The organism is Burkholderia sp. DN3021 (assembly GCF_049805555.1).
Classification (GTDB): domain Bacteria; phylum Pseudomonadota; class Gammaproteobacteria; order Burkholderiales; family Burkholderiaceae; genus Burkholderia; species Burkholderia pyrrocinia_C.
Genome location: NZ_JBNCAB010000087.1, coordinates 16843 through 33580 on the forward strand (window position 1 = coordinate 16843; position 16738 = coordinate 33580).

The 16738-nt window shown below is 65.5% G+C and carries 9 protein-coding genes; 3 read left to right on the forward strand and 6 right to left on the reverse strand.

The window, feature by feature from the left end; translation table 11 throughout:
- The first annotated feature begins 30 nt into the window (after positions 1-30).
- Positions 31-1026 carry a fimbrial protein gene (locus ACPUER_RS30020; protein WP_425132877.1) on the forward strand — a complete coding sequence of 332 codons (996 nt, stop codon included), beginning with the start codon at positions 31-33 and terminating at the stop codon, positions 1024-1026.
- 362 nt (positions 1027-1388) lie between these two features.
- On the opposite strand, the gene ACPUER_RS30025 is transcribed toward ACPUER_RS30020, so the two are convergent.
- The 5 genes from ACPUER_RS30025 to ACPUER_RS30045 form a co-directional block, all read right to left on the reverse strand.
- Positions 1389-4448: an ATP-binding protein gene (locus tag ACPUER_RS30025; protein WP_425132878.1), complete on the reverse strand. Its 3060-nt coding sequence runs from the start codon at positions 4446-4448 to the stop codon at positions 1389-1391.
- 179 nt (positions 4449-4627) lie between these two features.
- On the reverse strand, positions 4628-5296 hold the full coding sequence (locus tag ACPUER_RS30030; RefSeq protein ID WP_175960277.1) for a response regulator: 669 nt from the start codon (positions 5294-5296) through the stop codon (positions 4628-4630).
- A gap of 622 nt (positions 5297-5918) precedes the next feature.
- Positions 5919-9023 (reverse strand): ATP-binding response regulator, encoded by a 3105-nt coding sequence (locus tag ACPUER_RS30035; protein WP_425132879.1) that lies wholly within the window; start codon positions 9021-9023, stop codon positions 5919-5921.
- 592 nt (positions 9024-9615) lie between these two features.
- On the reverse strand, positions 9616-12552 hold the full coding sequence (locus tag ACPUER_RS30040) for a GLUG motif-containing protein (RefSeq protein ID WP_425132882.1): 2937 nt from the start codon (positions 12550-12552) through the stop codon (positions 9616-9618).
- A gap of 62 nt (positions 12553-12614) precedes the next feature.
- A complete protein-coding gene (locus ACPUER_RS30045) occupies positions 12615-14372 on the reverse strand; it encodes a ShlB/FhaC/HecB family hemolysin secretion/activation protein (RefSeq protein WP_425132880.1) in 1758 nt (585 codons plus the stop codon).
- Between the two features lie 309 nt (positions 14373-14681).
- Between ACPUER_RS30045 and ACPUER_RS30050 the strand changes: the two genes are divergently transcribed.
- Together ACPUER_RS30050 and ACPUER_RS30055 are read left to right on the forward strand one after the other, a co-directional pair.
- A complete protein-coding gene (locus ACPUER_RS30050) occupies positions 14682-15314 on the forward strand; it encodes a LysE family translocator (protein ID WP_425132881.1) in 633 nt (210 codons plus the stop codon).
- Positions 15315-15441: 127 nt separating this feature from the next.
- Positions 15442-15735 (forward strand): helix-turn-helix domain-containing protein, encoded by a 294-nt coding sequence (locus ACPUER_RS30055; protein WP_425132883.1) that lies wholly within the window; start codon positions 15442-15444, stop codon positions 15733-15735.
- Between the two features lie 123 nt (positions 15736-15858).
- Here ACPUER_RS30055 and ACPUER_RS30060 read toward each other — a convergent pair whose 3' ends face one another.
- Complete coding sequence (locus ACPUER_RS30060; protein WP_175960271.1) at positions 15859-16428, reverse strand: hypothetical protein; 570 nt, start codon at positions 16426-16428, stop codon at positions 15859-15861.
- Positions 16429-16738: the final 310 nt, after the last annotated feature.

Sequence of the window (16738 nt, forward strand, 5' to 3'; positions counted from 1 at the left end):
CCCGATTAACTTAACGATATTCGATCCAACATGAACCCGAAGAATTTGATAATTGGACTGGTAAGCATGTTGCCGTTCGTATGCGGTACCGCGCTGGCGCAGTATTGCATAATCACGCAGGGCGGAACCGAGACACCGAACAACGGCAAGAGTCCCGCGGTCTTCACGCTAGCGCCCTTTAATGCACCCAACTTCGATCCCGATGTACCGGACGGCACTGTGTTGCATTCGCAAACAATCAACTTAGCAGGGATCTCGTCAACCACCTACTGCAACGACGGTATCGGGAATGCCTACAGCGGGCGACTGGCACCAGTCGGCCTATACTCGACCTGGCCAACCGGTGTCTCCGGCATCGGCGTGAGAATGCGCTATTCGTATACGCCAAATTCGCTATGGTGGCCGCTGTTGGTCGATATTCCCGGCTTGTACGTGACAACCAACAATACGACGATCGCAGTGGAACTGGTCAAGACAGGCCGCATCACGGCCGGCGGCACGATGACTGGAGAACTGGCCGGTATCTGGGTCCGCAGCAAGACTGTCCAGATTGCATCCTTCAGGATCAGCGGATCGATCGAACTCAAGCCGAACGTACCAACCTGCAGCGTGACGACAAAGTCGATCAAGGTCCAGTTTGGCGAGGTCAACCTGAACGGCACCGCAGCGGCGCCCGAACAACCGGTCAATATCGGCTTGCAGTGCTCTGGCGGCACGCGCGACGCCAAGACCCGGATGTATATCACGCTGACGGATGCAGCCAATCCGGGCAACCGGAGCGACGTGCTCACGCTGACGAACGCTTCGACGGCAAAAGGCGTCGGTGTCCGGATCATGAACGGGACGACGCCGGTCCGATATGGGCCCGATTCGAGCGAAACCGGCAACCCGAATCAATGGTTCGTGACCGAAGCCGGCAATCAAACCGTCAATATCCCGCTTAGCGCACGCTATGTCCGAACCTCGGACACGCCCAAAGGCGGCACGGCAGATGCCGTCGCCACGTTCACGATGAGCTATCAGTAACGCATTGACCCAAGCGAGGAACGCCGTATTGCACCGGCATTCCCGTTCTTGCGCTTTTCATACGCGATGCCGGAACAGGCGACCGGAGCCAGCCGTCTCACGGCGTCCCGGCATTGCGTAGCGCTCGCACTAGACACCTGGCTGTGCCGCGTCTCAACGGCTCGACCGGAAATCGATCCCTGACCGACGTCGTGTCAACCCGCATGACGATCATCCGGCCCCCCCATGATGACGGCCGCCGTCGCGGCCACGGTCAATCATTCACCAATCAGACCATTGCCGGACGCGTTTCATCGTTTGACTGCAAAGGATCACAGTCGCATCCGGTCGCACGCCAGCCCTATGGCGTTCTGAAGCCACGATTACATACCGGTCAGCCGGGCAAGCGTGCGTTCGATGACTGCCCGGCAAGCCGGCCACGCCTGTGCGAACGCATCCATGCCGCCCTCGGCCACGGTCCGTTCGGCATGTGCACATGCGTCTCGGGCGTCCGTATCGCCCGCCAGCGCGAAGCCGCCCCGCAGCGAGTGAAGCTCGATCTTGATCGAATCGGCTTCGCCGTTCGACAACGCATCGTCGATCACCGCCAGCGAACGCAGCGTCGACGCGTGCAGCTTGTCCCGAATCTCGTCGGTCATCACCGGCTGCGTGCCGTGCGCCGCTTGCGCGTCGCTTCGCGCGCCACGCTCGGCGTGCCGCTTCAGCACCGCATCGAGCGCATTGATCGTCAGCGGCTTCAGCACGACCTCCACCGCGCCGACCTGTTCGCAGCGCCGACGGTCCTCATCGGTCGCATGCGCAGTCATCGCGATCACCGGCACCTTCGCGCCCTGTTCGCGGAGAAAATTCGTCAGCGCAAAGCCATCGAGTTCCGGCATGCCCAGATCGGTCAGCACGACGTCGTAGGGCCGCTCGAAATAGGCCCGCATCGCTTCGACGCCGTTCGCGACAATCGTCGCGTCGTAGCGCAGCGCATCGAGTTGGTCGCGCAGCAGCGCACGGCTCGCGGGATGGTCCTCGGCAACGAGCACGCGTAGCGGTTCGTCATCGTCGTCGCTCATCTCGTCAACTTCATGCGCTTCGTCCAGCGCCGGCGCCTCATCCGCGTCGAACGCGGGCGGCACATCGCCGTCCGCGCCATGCTCGGGCTCGTCGGTCCGCCAGCCGGACGGCGCTTCGGGCAGCGGCAACGCAGCCACGAAAACCGTGCCTTCGCCAAGACGGCTGTCGACACTCAGTTCGCCACGCATCAGCGTCACGATGCGCCGACACAGCGGCAGCCCGAGCCCCGTGCCGCCGAAGCGCCGGTAGATCGACGCATCGGTCTGGACATAGACGTCGAACAGGGTCGGCAGGCTGTCTTCGGGAATGCCGATGCCCGTATCGCTGACGGCGATTTCGACGCCATGGCCGGCCGGGCCCGCCTGTGCAAGCCGCACGTCGATCGTCACGCCGCCGCGCTTCGTAAACTTGATCGCATTGCTGACGAGGTTCGACACCAGTTGCCGTAGCCGGGTCGAATCGCCCACGTAACCATCGGCGAGATCCGGGGCAATGCGGCACGTCAGCGCCAGGTTTTTCGCGTCCGCGAGCGGGCGGAAGATCGCGGCCACGTCGTTCACGACACGACGCAGGTCGAACGGAATGCTTTCCAGCACCATCTGGTTCGACTCGGCCTTCGACAGGTCGAGCACGTCGTTGATCACGCGCAGCAGCGCATCGGACGACGACATGATCGTCCCCAGCCGCCGCCGCATCGGCGCCGCCATCTGCGCGCGCTCCATCAGTTCCAGGTTGCCGATGATCGCGTTGAGCGGCGTGCGGATCTCGTGGCTCATCGTCGCGAGAAACGTCGACTTCGCCTTGTTCGCAAGCTCGGCGGCTTCGCTCGCCTCGCGCAGCTTCTCCTCCGCCTGCTTGCGGGCCGTGATGTCGAGCAGCGTGCACAGCAGCACGTCGATCCCGCGATACCTGGTGCGCACGATGTGCGCGTCGAGATAGACGGTGCCATATCCCGCGCGCTCGACGGCCAGCTCCCGCGTGACGCGCCCACGCGCGTTGCCGGCGGGCGCACCGTCCCGATACGCGCGCCACAAGCGCTTGCCGAGCGGCTCGCCCGACACGTCCCGCTCGTACGCGATCAGCGCGTCATTGCGCATGATCGCTTCGCCGTCGACGAACGACAGCAGCACGAGCCCGGCCGGCGCCGTGCGGATCAGCGTCCGGTTGAGCGCCTCGCTTTCGATCAGGCGAATCGCTCGCCGATTCGCCGGGCGCAGCGCGCGCTTGTCGAACATCACGATTGCGATCCACAGCAGCGCGATTGCGAAGAGCGCCGGCGCGACCGTCAAGCTCGCGCGCAAGGCTACGTCACTCAGAACGGCACGCCATGAGATGGCCGCCATCACCACCTCGTCCGATCTCGGTATCCTGTCGCTGACGACGAAGTTCATGCCGACGCGATGTGCGCCCGCTCGCTCGCCGTCGTCATGGCGCGCATGCTCGAGCGCACGAGCCACCATCGTGCGGTCGGGTTGCCGGCCGAGCAGGAGATTTCCGCTGGAATCGACGAGCGCGTATTCCCTGCCGGCACCCGGCGAGCGCAGTACCCCCTCTATCAGCGGCGGGCTGTTGATGACGAACCAGACGACCGGCCTGCCGTTCGCGCCACGCACCCATTGCACCATCCGCAGCACGGAGCGTCCGAGCACCGGATCGTATCGCCGCTCAAGCGCAATCGTGTTTTGACGAGCGACGGGCGCCATCGAAACGGCTGTATCGGTCGTCATCGGGCGCAGTTGCTCGACGAGTGCCTTTACATCGAAACCGCGTGGCAGCGCAATCGCTCGCTTCACCAGCGGATGCCCTGCCGCAACGATGAAATCGCCGTTCGGATCGATCAGATAGGAAGTACCGCCCGGATCGGCCGGTTGTGGCGGCGGCAGGACGCCCGTCACCTCGACCGGCTCGAGATAGCGCGCGAGGTAAGGCAAGTGACTGCTCGCTGATGCGGCCAGCGGGATGTCGGCGAATGCAGCGATCGCAATTCGCCCTTTCCGCCCGACGAACGTCTGCTTGCCGTGCTTGCCGGCGAGCACCCCGCGCAGGCCTCGCGAATTTTCAACGACGCTGTCCCATTGCAGCTCCATGTCCTCGACATAGCGATTCCGCAGCGCCCTCATGATCTCCACCTCGGCAACGAGTTCGGCCCTGCGCTCCGTGAACTCGACCCGGAAGCGCTCGAGGGACTCCTGCACGTCGAGCAGCAAAACGAGTGCCGCGCACACCAGAATGAACACCGAGATCGCCGCGCCGCTTGCGTACAGCAGGAACTGCTGCTGCCGCCGGACGCGCCCCGGCTCGAATGGCTTGCGAACCGCCATGGCCGCGTGAGATACAAGTCTTTTCAGCTTTGCAGGCATGTTCTATCGATCTCGTCGCTCGCGGCCGGATACCGCATCATTCGTCGATGCCGGCGCATCGGTGCCCTGGAAAACAGGGTAGTCGCGTGGCGTGGCGTGCGTCTGCCCACACGCAATGCATCACTTCGGCGGCGTCTGCCCCGAAGCCGATCCGGAGCGGCAGCCGGCCCTCGCGATCGTCACGCCGGCGACGCATCGTCGTCGGATGCGCCCGCAAGCTTTTGCTCGTCGTTATAGCGGATCAGATCCGCGTCGCGAACGATCCCGAGTTTCTTCATCGCACTCGACTTCTGCGAACTGATGGTCTGCTTGCTGCGATGGAGCTGCGCGGCGATCTCGCCCACCGTGTAGCCCGCGCCGAACAATCGGACAACCTCGATCTCGCGCGTTGTCAGCGCGCGAGTAGCGGGCTCGGATTCGACATCGTGCAGCACCTGCTTGATGAATGGCGACATGTAGTTCGCACCAACGTACGCGGCATGCACGGCGCCGATCAGGTGCGAGATCGCGTCCGACTTGCTGAGGATGCAACTCACGCCCTGCTTGTGGATCGCGCGCAGCACGCTCGGATTGTCGATCATCGTGATCGTCACGATATGCAGCGCCGGATAGCGGCGCTGCAGGAACGACAGCAGCACGAGCCCGTCGCCGTACTTGCCGCCCGGCATCACATAGTCGAGCACGAGCACGTCGCTCTGCTGCGCGTCGAGCGCCGCGACCAGGTCCGTCGAGTTCGAAACGGTGCCCACGAGCTTGATCGTGCTGTTGCCTTGCAGCGCCTGCGACATGCCGAGCGCGGACGCCGGATGATCGTCGGCCACCATCACGCGCACAAAGAATTCGTCCATGTTCCTGTTTCCCCGAGGCTTTCAGTCACGCATCCGGTCCCCGCTGCGACGGGGAGCATGCTCGCGCCATCGTGTCGATGGCTGGCCGTATTCGGCACACCGGACAAATAGTGCCTCAATTTTAAGATAAATCCCGGTTTGCCCTGCAATCGGCGCGGGCCACGCAGCGAACGGTGTACGCCGGTGCCTACGCCAGCGGTGCGCACGACGTATCCGCACGACCGTACCGTGCAGATTTGCCGAGGCTCACGGCGGCTCGGCGCCGTTACAGGATGCCGGCCACGCTCTCGCGCAGCGCGGCCGTGCCGCGACCCGGCGCGCTATTGGCGGCTCGAATCGCCGGGCACGTCACGCTGGTTGCCATCCACCCTGTTTTTCCACTCGACAAGCGTACGTCGCCTCTGAACCGGCGACATGAGCAAGAACTCGTTCATCATCGTCAGGAATTCCCGACGAGACTTCTCAGAAAGTGCGGCGAAATCGAGTAACAGTGCGAATATCTTCCCTACATGACGCACGATGTTCCCCTCCGGTGTTGATTTGAAATCTGCCGCGCAATGTGCGTCGGCACCCTGCCGTTGTTGTTATCTCGAATGCTTGTTGATACGTTCGATGCCGTTGGTTACTTGTCATGCAATTCCGTTTCATGATGAGTTGAGCCCACTGGGCAAGCGGCCACGCATGTGCCCCTCGCCGGCGTCGCGGCACGTCGCTGCCATGCATGCGCAAGCGCGCCGCGCAGGTGCCGGAGCGTCACGGGTTTGGTCAATACGCGCCGGACACCGGCTGCCGTGCAGCGGCGCATGCCTTCGGGCGTCAAATGCGACGTCACGACCAGTACGTCACAAGCAGCATCGACGTCCCGTGCCGCCTCGGCCAGTTGATGCGCGCGCATGTCGGGCAGATCGTCGCCGATCAGCAGCACGTCCCACGCGTCGCCGGCCAGCGATTCGAGCGCCGCGCGCCCCGTTCCGACCTCGGCTGCGACGCAGCCGAGCGCGTACAGTTGCTCGCTGAAAATCGAGCCGTTGATGGTTTCGTCGTGTGCGACGAGCACACGCAATGCGCGACTGCCGTGCGCGGCCGCGTCGCGCGACGTTGCGGCCATCGCCGAATCGCGAGCATGCGAATCGTCACGCCGCAGCGCGTCGCCCGATACGGCATCGATCCTGCGTTCACCGCCCATCGGGCCGCCGAGCGCCAACGCGGCGCGCAAACCGCGGAGCGAGTAACTCGACACGCGTACCGTGTCGCCCGCGCGATACGGTTCGAGCGGGCCGTCGGGTATCGCGAGAATCAACAGTGCGCAATCGCTCAGGCTGTTCAGATCCGCTCGCGACCACGTGTCGGAATCGCCGAACAGCACGACCGCGCCGCGTCGTGCCATGCCGGCCGGCAGACTCGACGGACTGTCGTATACGCTGACGTCGAATCCCCATGCACTTAGATGCGGCAACGCAAAATCGCGCCACCCGGGATGCGCGGCGATCAGCGCCAGCGCGTGTGCGCGAGCCGCGCGCGGCCGGTCGAGCGCGACGAGGTCCATGCCGAGCGGCAGAAGCACCTTGAAACGGCTGCCGACGCCCGTCTCGCTCTCCACCGCGATGCGGCCGCCCATCGCCGCGACGAGCCGGCTGCATAGCGCAAGCCCGAGGCCGGTGCCGCCGTAACGCCGCGTGATCGACGTGTCGACCTGCGAAAATGCCTTGAACAACTTGTGCCGATGTTCGGAAGCGATGCCGATGCCGGTATCCTCGACCTCGATCGACAGTTCGGGCGCGTCGTGCCCCCCGGCGACGACGGCAACGCGCACGGTCACGCAGCCCGCATCGGTAAACTTGAGCGCGTTGTTCACCAGATTGCGGAGCACCTGCGCGAGCCGCGTCGGATCGCCTCGCATTTTCTGCGTGCTGCACGCATGGATCTCGCAGAACAGCTGCAGTCCCTTTGCCTTCGCGATCGTCGCGAACGCGTTCAGCTCGCGCTCGATCGTCTCGATCACGTCGAACTCGATCGATTCGACCGACATCGCGCCGGCCTCGATCTTCGAGAAATCGAGAATGTCGCCGACGAGCGCGAGCAGGCTCGTCGCCGATGCCCGCAGCGTGTGCACGCGGTCATGCTGGACCGCGTCGAGCGCCGAGCGCTCGAGCAGTTCCAGGTTGCCGAGAATCACGTTCAGCGGCGTGCGGATCTCGTGGCTCATCGCCGCGAGGAACGACGATTTCGCAGCATTCGCCGAATCGGCCGCACGCACGGCCTCCTCCAGCTTCTGAACGAGCTGCTGCTTGGCAGTCACGTCGGCAACCGCGACGATCAGTACGTCCGTGCCCTGATAGCGTGCGCCGCATGCGGCGAATTCGAGGTGCTGACACGTGGCCTGCACATCGCCCAGCAGCAGGCCGTCGTGCTGCACGCCGCCGGCATCGCCGCGCGCCTGCCACGCGTCGACCACGTGGTTCGACAGCGCGTGATAGTCGCCGCCGGTCCGCTCGACCATGTCCGTCAGCGCGGGGCTCGCGAGCATGAAACGCCCGTCGTCGCGCGCGATCAGCCCGAGGCCGATCGGCGCCATCTCGATCACACTGCGGCACAGCGCTTCGCTGTCGAACACGCGTTGCGAGTGCGCGTAGAGCGGCACGAACTCTCGCCGATGAAAGCGCAGCAGCAACCCCCACATGACCATGAGCGCAAGTAGTGTCGCGGCGCCGAGCGTACCGGCCGAGCGCGCGACGCCGGCTGCAATGTCGGTCCACGACAGCGCATAGGCAAGCGTCCAGCCCGTCGATTCGAGCTTGCCGTGAAACAGCAGGAAGCCGTCCCGGAACACGGGCGCGCTCGACGACGACGCGCCGCCACGCCACGGGCTCAGCTTCAGCAGGCTTTCCACGCGGCCGGTTTCGCCCGCCGTGGGATCCATCGTGACGAGCTGGCCATCGGCCGTCGTGATGTAGAACATGCCTTCGGGGCGATAGTCGGCGAGCCAGGACAGCAGGTAATCGGTCGGATATTCGGTGACGAGCACCGCGAACGGCTTGCCGTTGTCGCGCGCCTCGGCCGCGAGCCGGATGCGCGGCTGCCCCGACACGGGATCGGTGAACGGCGCCAGCCAGCGCACGTGCGGGCGCGCATCGACGATGCCCGGATACGGACGCTCGAAATCGACGCGCAACGCGTCCAGCACGCGTGCACGGCTTTCCGGCGCAACCAGCGCCGGATCGTCGCGGTTCCGATGGGGTATCAGCGCGAACAAACCGGTGCGCGTGCTGTAGTGGTAGCCCTCCAGCGTGCGCCCGCGATTGATCGAACTGGCCGCGCAGATGCGTGCCAACAGGACCGACAGCGACAGATAGCGCGCGACTTCGGCCCGATTGCCGGTTTGCGCTGGCACACCGATGACGAGCGACGGATGCGGGCGGGTCGCGACGCGCTGGTCGTTGAGGAGGAATTCGTCGACGACCGCCGCCGGCGCGGCGCTGGCCTCCTGCCAGATCAACTGCGCGTTCGCGACGCCGTTTCGGAACGAGGTTTCGCTCACCTGGATTTCGTTCAGCGTCTGCTCCAGGCCGTTCAAGTAGCTGCGCCGCGCGCCCTCGACATAGCCCGAGACGATCGACGCCATCCCGAGACCGCAAGCGATCAGGACAAGGACGGTGACGACGATGCCGCCACCGAACACCGAAATGCTCTGGTAACGACGAATGGACTGAAGCGGGCTCTGCGACATGGCGCGCGGCGGCGATCGCGAACGCAGCCGGAGCAACGCTGTTCCGACATCCGTGATCGTCTCGGAAAACACCTGGAAAGAAGGGGAGTTCCGATCATGCCAAAGGCCTGCGGGGGTGTCCGCATCGTACGAACCATTTCGTACACGTCAAATCGAATGGCATCACACTTTCGGACTTGAACGAACTTTGACGCGGTAAATACGAGTCGTTTGTTTCGCATTGCGTTGACAGAGCGTTCGGCGGGTTAGCCGCTCAGGCAACACAATCGGTTGGAATTTTTTTGGGATAGCCCGGTCGCACGGCTACCTTGATACGTAACGACGGCGCCGAATACCGACTGTCCCACGATTTTCCGGCCGTGCCCGGCTCGCCGCCAAAAGAAAGGGTTCTTCGCGGATCGACGTGAAGAACCCTTGAAAAACATCGTTGCGACGAAGACCGACCGGACGACGGCTCGCGTGCCGCTATCGCCGGCCGGCCGACCCGCACGGCACCTATATCGAACGGGCGTCGGATCGAAGTCGCGACAGCGCGACGTGCCCGGGAGGCGAGCGTCACTGCAACCAACCCCGCCTCCCGGAACGGGACCGATCAGTTCCGGATTTCGCCGAAATTGCGGCCCGCAAGCGGCACCGCCGCCGCGTTTCCGCTCACGCCATTGCCTCGCATCCGGCCGAAGTTAAAGCCGACCAGCCCGCCGTAGAGCTGATCGTAGCCGGCCCTGTACGCAATAAGGCTGCTCGAGCTCGAATAATCGACGTTGCCGAAGCTTTCGCCGGCTATGCCGCCCAGCCGTGCGCTGCGCCCGCCGGACACCGCACCCGACGACGACGACGACGCGATCTTGCTGTCGTTCTTGCCGACGAGACCGCCGACCGAACTGCGATCGCCGCCCTTCGCCGACCCGGAGGCCTCGGATCCATCGATCGATGCGCCCATGAAGTTATGGCCGACCAGACCGCCGACGTAGCTACCGGCGCCCGCAACGACGTCACCCGACGCGCTCGACGACGACACGCTGCCCCGGTTGAGTCCGACCAGGCCGCCTGCCCTGCCCATACCGACGGCGTTCACGCTCCCGCTTGCCCGGGCGCGCTCCACCTTGCCGGCATTCGTGCCAACGAGCCCGCCGACCACGCCCGACGCACCGGCGATAACCTTGCCGCCCGCCGTCGACGCGGCGATCTTGGCGAGATTTTCCCCGACCAGGCCGCCCGCCGTGCTGTTGTCGCCCACGATCACGTCACCTGTCGCGTCGGACGCCTCGATCAACGCGGCGTTGTAGCCGACGAGGCCGCCCGCCGTCGCGTCATGACCGCCTCGTACGCTCGCGGTCGACGAAGAGGCCTCGATGCGCCCCGCCTTGTCCCCGCCTTCGTTGAAGCCGACGAGGCCACCGACGCGCGCACCGCGGGCCAGGGCGCTGACGCGGCCCGCTGCCGTCGACGCCGTGATGACGCCGCGGTTGATCCCGACCAGACCGCCCGTATCGCCGCCCGACCCGATGACGCCGCTCGCCCCGCTGATGACCGTTACGTCGGCGTGGCTGTTACTGATGGTAGCGTCGCGCTCATTCGGCCCGAGGAACGTGCGGTTTTCGCCAGCCAGACCACCGACGTACAACGCATCCCTGCCGCCTTCGACACGGCCCGAAACGGAAGCGCGATCGATGCGTCCGCTGAGATTGCTGCCGACCAGACCACCGAGGATCGCGCGGCCGTAGCCAGTCACCACGACGTCTTTCGCCTTTACGTTGGTGATGTCACCCGTGTTGTAGCCGGCCAATGCGCCGACGCTGACCGGCGACCTCGTGTACCCGGCCGACCCGCGCGCCGTGATTTTCTCCAGCCCGAGGTTGGCGATGCGGCCGATGTTGACCGCAAACAACCCGACGACCGCACTGTCGGGATTCGAGACCGACAGATTGTGGATAGTATTGCCCAGACCGTCGAACACGCCACCGAACGCCGCACGGTCGCCGCCGAGGCTGCGGAATTGCGCACCGCCGCCGTCGATCGCGTTACCCAGCACGTAACGGCCGTTCATGTTGCCGTCGACAGCGCGCAGCCCCGCGAGATCGTGAATCACGCGATACGCTTCGCCGTTCGCCGAGAACGATGCATTGCGACCCGACAGCGTGACCACAGCGTCGTCCGTCAGCGTATGGCCGCTGCCCGAGTTCAGCGCCAGGCTCGCGTTTTCGCCCGTCAGCGTCACCTTGTTGCCGATGCGAATGCGTTGCGCCGCGTTCACCGTCACGCCCGCTTTCGCGCCGCTCGCCGTCAGCGACCGATTCAGGTTCACGCTGCCCTTTTTCGACGTCAGCGTCAGCGCGTTGTCGCTCGCCCAGTTCACCGCGTCGCCCACCGTCAGATCGCCCGACGTATTGGTCAGCGCCACGTTCGTCGTGCCCAGGTTGCGCGACAGCGTCTCGCCGTCGATCGCGACGCCCGTGTTACCGCCGATCCCGGCGTTGGCCGCCTCGATCGTCCACTGGCCCGTGCGGCCCGACGCCCCGCGCGTATCCACCTGCACGTCGCGCGACACCGCCACCCGCTCGCCGCGCGTCGTCACCGTGCCGCCCGCCGTCGATGCGTCCTGCGCGCTCGCGTCCAGCTTCCCGCCGACTTGAACGTCGCCGCCGTCCAGCGTGATCTTTCCGGCGCGGCTGCTCAGGCCCTTCGCCTCGATCGTGCCGCTGTTCCTGACCACCGAACCCAGCAGATCGCCTGCCGCGCGCGCCGTCATCAGCACTTCCCCGCCGTCCGCCTTCAGCAACCCACCGTTGTGCGCCTGCGCGTCCACCGCGCCGCCTTCAACCTGCAGGTTCAGCAGCCCGTTGCCGTCGAAGTTCACGTTGAACGCATTGCCCGCGCCCAGCGCCACGCGGCCCATCTGCGCGCGGATCACACCCGTGTTCGACACTCGCGCGCCCAGCAGCGCCACGCTGCCGCCGTCCGCCGCCGTGATCGTCCCGGCGTTCTCCACCGACTGGCCCGACGTCCCCGCGAACCGGTAGCGACCGGCCAGGAAATCCGCGTCCGACAGGTTTTGCGTCGACGCCACCAGGCCGCCCACGTTCACCTGCGCGCCCGCGCCGAACATCACGCCGTTCGGGTTCACCAGGAACACGCGCCCGTTCGCGTCCAGCTGGCCGTGAATCTGGCTGCCGTTCGCGCCGACCACCCGGTTCAGTGCGATCGACTGGCTCGTCGGCTGCCGGAACGACACCCGCTCGCCGCTGCCCACGCTGAAGTCCTGCCAGTTCGTGATCAGCTTGTCCGTGTGCTGGTTGATCGACATCGTCTTGTTGTCCGCCGACTTCGCGATGTCCGCCTGCCCCGACATGATCTCGCCGCCCGTCGGCAGCGCGTACGCGCCCGACGCAGCCGCCAGCCCCAGCAGCGACACGCCCGCCGCGAGCAGGCGCTTGCCGCCGCCCGACTTGCCGCGACGGCGCGCCGTTTCCCCGACCGCGCACCAGCCACCCTGTGCTTCATTCCACACCAGTGAATAGGCCTTATTCATTTTGGTATCCTCTTTAATTACCCTATAAAACCCGCCCTGCCGGACGGACCGATCACGCGCACTCAGAAATACTGAGCGGCCTGAACCCATACGCTCGGCGCGCGGGTCGGCGAGCCGAACGCCGCGCCGAGCGGCCACGCGGCCGTCAGCGTCACCTGGCGCTTCGCGCCGAACCAGCTCGCGCCGACACCGCCGGCCTGCATGTGCTGTATGTTTCGCCCTTGCGTCCACGGGTACTTGTCGGCCTGCACGCGCCCGGCGTCGACGAACGTGCTGACCTGCCATCCCGGCGCGACCAGATAACGCAACTCCGCGCTGGCCTGCCAGCCCTGGTCGCCGCTGCCGGCGCCGAGCGCGTACGCGCGGACGCCGTACGGGCCGCCGAGACTGAATTTCTCCGATTCGTCGAGATTGCGCGACGCGAGCTGCGCACTGAATTGCGTGTACAACTCGAACCGGCGCCCCAGCGCCTGCACTCGCAGCGCGATCACATTCAGCTTCGTAAAGCTGCCGATCGATTTTTTCAGCGCATCCGCTTCGAACGGATCGTTGCTGCGCAGCCGCCCGACGCCGAACATCACCGAGAACCCGTTGCGGCCGCCGCCCAGCCAGCCGTCCTGACTGTTGCCGCTGACGCCGAAGGTCCACAGGCCGATGTTCTTGTCGCGCCGGATGTCGAATACGCCATAGTCGTCGCGCAGGTTCTTGTTTTCGTACTGGATCTGCGCGGTGACGCTCAGGTTTCGCGCGCGCACGAGCGGCTGCGTCACGTACGCGGTCTGCACGCTCGCACGGCCGCTGGAATCGAGATCCGAGAACGCTCCGCCGAGCCGGTAACGCAGCGACGAATACGCGACGCCGACCCGTGTCGACGCGGGCCCGACCGGTAGCTGGTAGCCGGCGCGGTAGTAGCGCTGCAACTCGTTGCTGACGAGCCCGCGCAAGCTCAGGCGATCGCCGAGCCGCAGCGGCGAATTGACGTCGACGCTGCCGCCGACGCGATAGCGCCCGAGCGCTGCGTCGCCGAAGTTGTCGAATTCGAGCGATCCGGATGCGAGCGGCCCTTTGTCGGCGTCGACGACGAGATCGGTGGTGCCTGGCATATCGCCCGGACGCAATGTGCCGCGCGCGGCGACGCCGGCCAGATCGTCGAGCAGCAACAGGCTGCGCTCGAGACCGGACCCGCGCACGACATCGCCCGGATGCAGCGCCGAGAGCGGCTGGCGCAGCGCGGCACCGAGCACGCGCGAATGATTCTGGATCGTGATTGCGCCGTAGCGTCCTTCGGCGATTTCGATACGCACGACGCCGTCGTCGATGTCCTGGCGAGGCAGATAGGCGCGCGCAAGCACGTAGCCATGGCGGCGATAGTAGGCAGTGATGCGCGCGGCGGCGCGTTGCAGGTCGGCGAAACCCAGCGTGCTGCCGGCAAGATCGGCGACGAGCGGCTGCAGCTCATCGTTGCCGAACACGGTATTGCCGTCGAGCGCGAATGCGCGAACCAGCACGCGAGGCCCCGACTCGGGCACGCTCTCGGCAGCCTCTTCCGACGGCGCCACCGTCAGCTCGGGCACAGCTTCCGGCGGCAGATCCGGCCGTGGTGCCTCGATATCGCGCATCGCTCGCCCCGCATCCGGCACTTGCGCATGGACCGGCTCGAACAGGCTTGCGGCGCCGCCGCAGATCAGCGCCACGCACAATGCGTGGCGAACCCGCGGGACCACACCGACGTCGTGCGACACCGAACGCGAACCGGCCCCGCGCGACCGCGTCGCTTCGACGCGATCGATGTCGGCCGAACGGCGGTCGACGATTTGCATATGATCTACCCACATGGAATTCATTCAGACCTGGCCGGCGAGGCACTTGCCGGCTGTGACTCAATCGCCGAATACTACAGACAGACATTCCGCATGTATTTAGATCACGTACGAAAATTCGCGACAGAATTGTTAGTTGCTGACGCAACCGAGCGGCATGCCCCGATAGTAAAAACGGCTTCCGCTTTATCGGAAGGATGGAAGCAAGTCGGCCGTCGGCCGGATCCCGGCGCGAGCACGGTTGACCACCTGCAGCGGCACGCCTAAAGTGGCATTTCTTTTTACGCCGCTCACGCGAAAAGGATTCCCATGATCGACTTCTCCACGCTCGCGTTGTTCTCCGGCGCGTGTCTGGCGCTGACGGCCACGCCGGGCCCCGACATGCTGCTGATCGCATCGCGCAGCGTGAGCCAGAGCCGGCACGCGGGCTTCGCGACGCTCGCCGGCATTCAGGCGGGCACCTACTGTCATGCGCTCGCCGCCGCGCTCGGGCTGTCGCAGCTCTTTCTCGCGGTACCGATCGCGTACGACATCGTGCGTTTCGCCGGCGCGGCCTATCTGCTCTATCTAGCGTGGAAGACGTTTCGTTCGGACGCGACCGCGCTATCGCCCGTCGCGTCGCAGCGCCGGCACTCGACCGCCGCGATCTTCCGTCAGGGCCTGACGACGAACCTGCTGAATCCGAAGATGGCGCTGTTCGTGCTCGCGCTGTTCCCGCAGTTCGTGCGACCCGGGCACGGCTCGATCGCCGTGCAGATTCTCGTGCTCGCGACGGTGCTCAACCTGATCGGGCTCGTCGTGAACGGCGCGGTGATTCTCTCCGCGAGCCGGCTGAGCCAGCGGATCGGCGCGCGCCGCCGTCCGTCAAAGCTGCCGCAATATCTGCTCGGCACGGTGTTCGTGGGGCTCGCGGCGCGACTCGCGGTGGCGGGACGGAACTGATCTCGCCGCCTCCCGAAGCACGCGGGAAAGCCTGATATCCATTCGGATAACTAGTCAATTCAGGCCACCGGCAAACAATCTGGCTCGCACACTTCCGCGCATTCGGCGCGCCGCCGATTGAAGGAGAATCGTTACGGCAAGCTATAAGGCACTGCGCGAGCGCGCATTGTCCGATCCGAAGGTACGCGCCGAATACGACCGGCTGAACCGCGAGGAATTCGCGCTGCTCGACGCAATGCTGGCCGCCCGGCGAGCCGCCGGTCTTTCGCAGGCCGATGTGGCAGAGCGCATGGGCACGAAGGCGCCTGCCGTCACGCGGCTCGAACGGGCGCTCGCGACAGGCCAGCACTCTCCATCGATCGACACGCTGCGCAAGTATGCCGCCGCGTGCGGCAAGAAACTCGTGATCTCTTTCGCCTGAGTCGCACCCGAGCCCGAACATGCATGAATCGGCCGTCGGTGCGCGGGCGGAGACTAGGCGGGAGGCGGAGCAGGTGGGCCGCCAGTCGCAAGCGACATCGTCGTGACGCGCGATGCCGAGCGGTCAGCGCGTCGCGCCCAGCGCCACGCGCAGCCGCTCCATCAGTTGCGTGTAATACCGCAGCACGTCGTCCCTGGGCACGACATTCGCGGTCGCGAAGCGATCGGACCACGCCGGCTTCCATTCATACGAGCCGTGCACGCTGCGGTCGCCGTCGGGCGCCTGGATCAGCGAGCGGATCCGCGCGTCGCGGCCCGGGCCCGTGTGCATGTCGAACAGTGCGTGAATGTACGTGTGATACGCGTCGTACACGTCGTCGTCGAACAGGTAGCGGTAGATGTGGAACGTGCGATCGAGCTCGCGCTTCGCGCGGATCACGTCGTCCGGCGAGATGTCCTTCCAGTAGCCGATCCATGTGTAGAAGCACAGCAGCGCATTGAGCTGCGGCGCGACCGCGTCGTACAGCGCGAGCCGCTTCTCGATCAGCCGCTGGTTGGTCCACTGCACGAGTTCGAGCCGCTTCAGCCGGCGCGCGACGAGCCAGCCGAGACACGCGACCGACAGCGGCGTCAGCACGCCGAGCACGAGCTTGACGATTTCCAGCGAATTCCACGGATTGTTGAATGGCTGCATGGTGACCCGACAAGAAGAAACGCATCCGCACCGGCGCATGACCCGGCGCGCAGCGCCGCCTGCCCGATCGCATCGACATTGACCGTTAGTTGCTTGTGCATCGAACGTCGCACCGCGGTGCGAACAATACATTCGAAGCGGCGTGACACGCCAGTTTATCCGGCGATTGTCGCCGAGCCGTGACCGTTCGTCGACTCGTCGCCGCACGCACGCGCCGCGCTAGTGTCCCGTTCCGCTGATTCGCGAACAAAGTCTATGCAGCTTTTCGAGGATGGAGTCGGCTGAGGCGGTCCAGACGAACGGTTTGCAG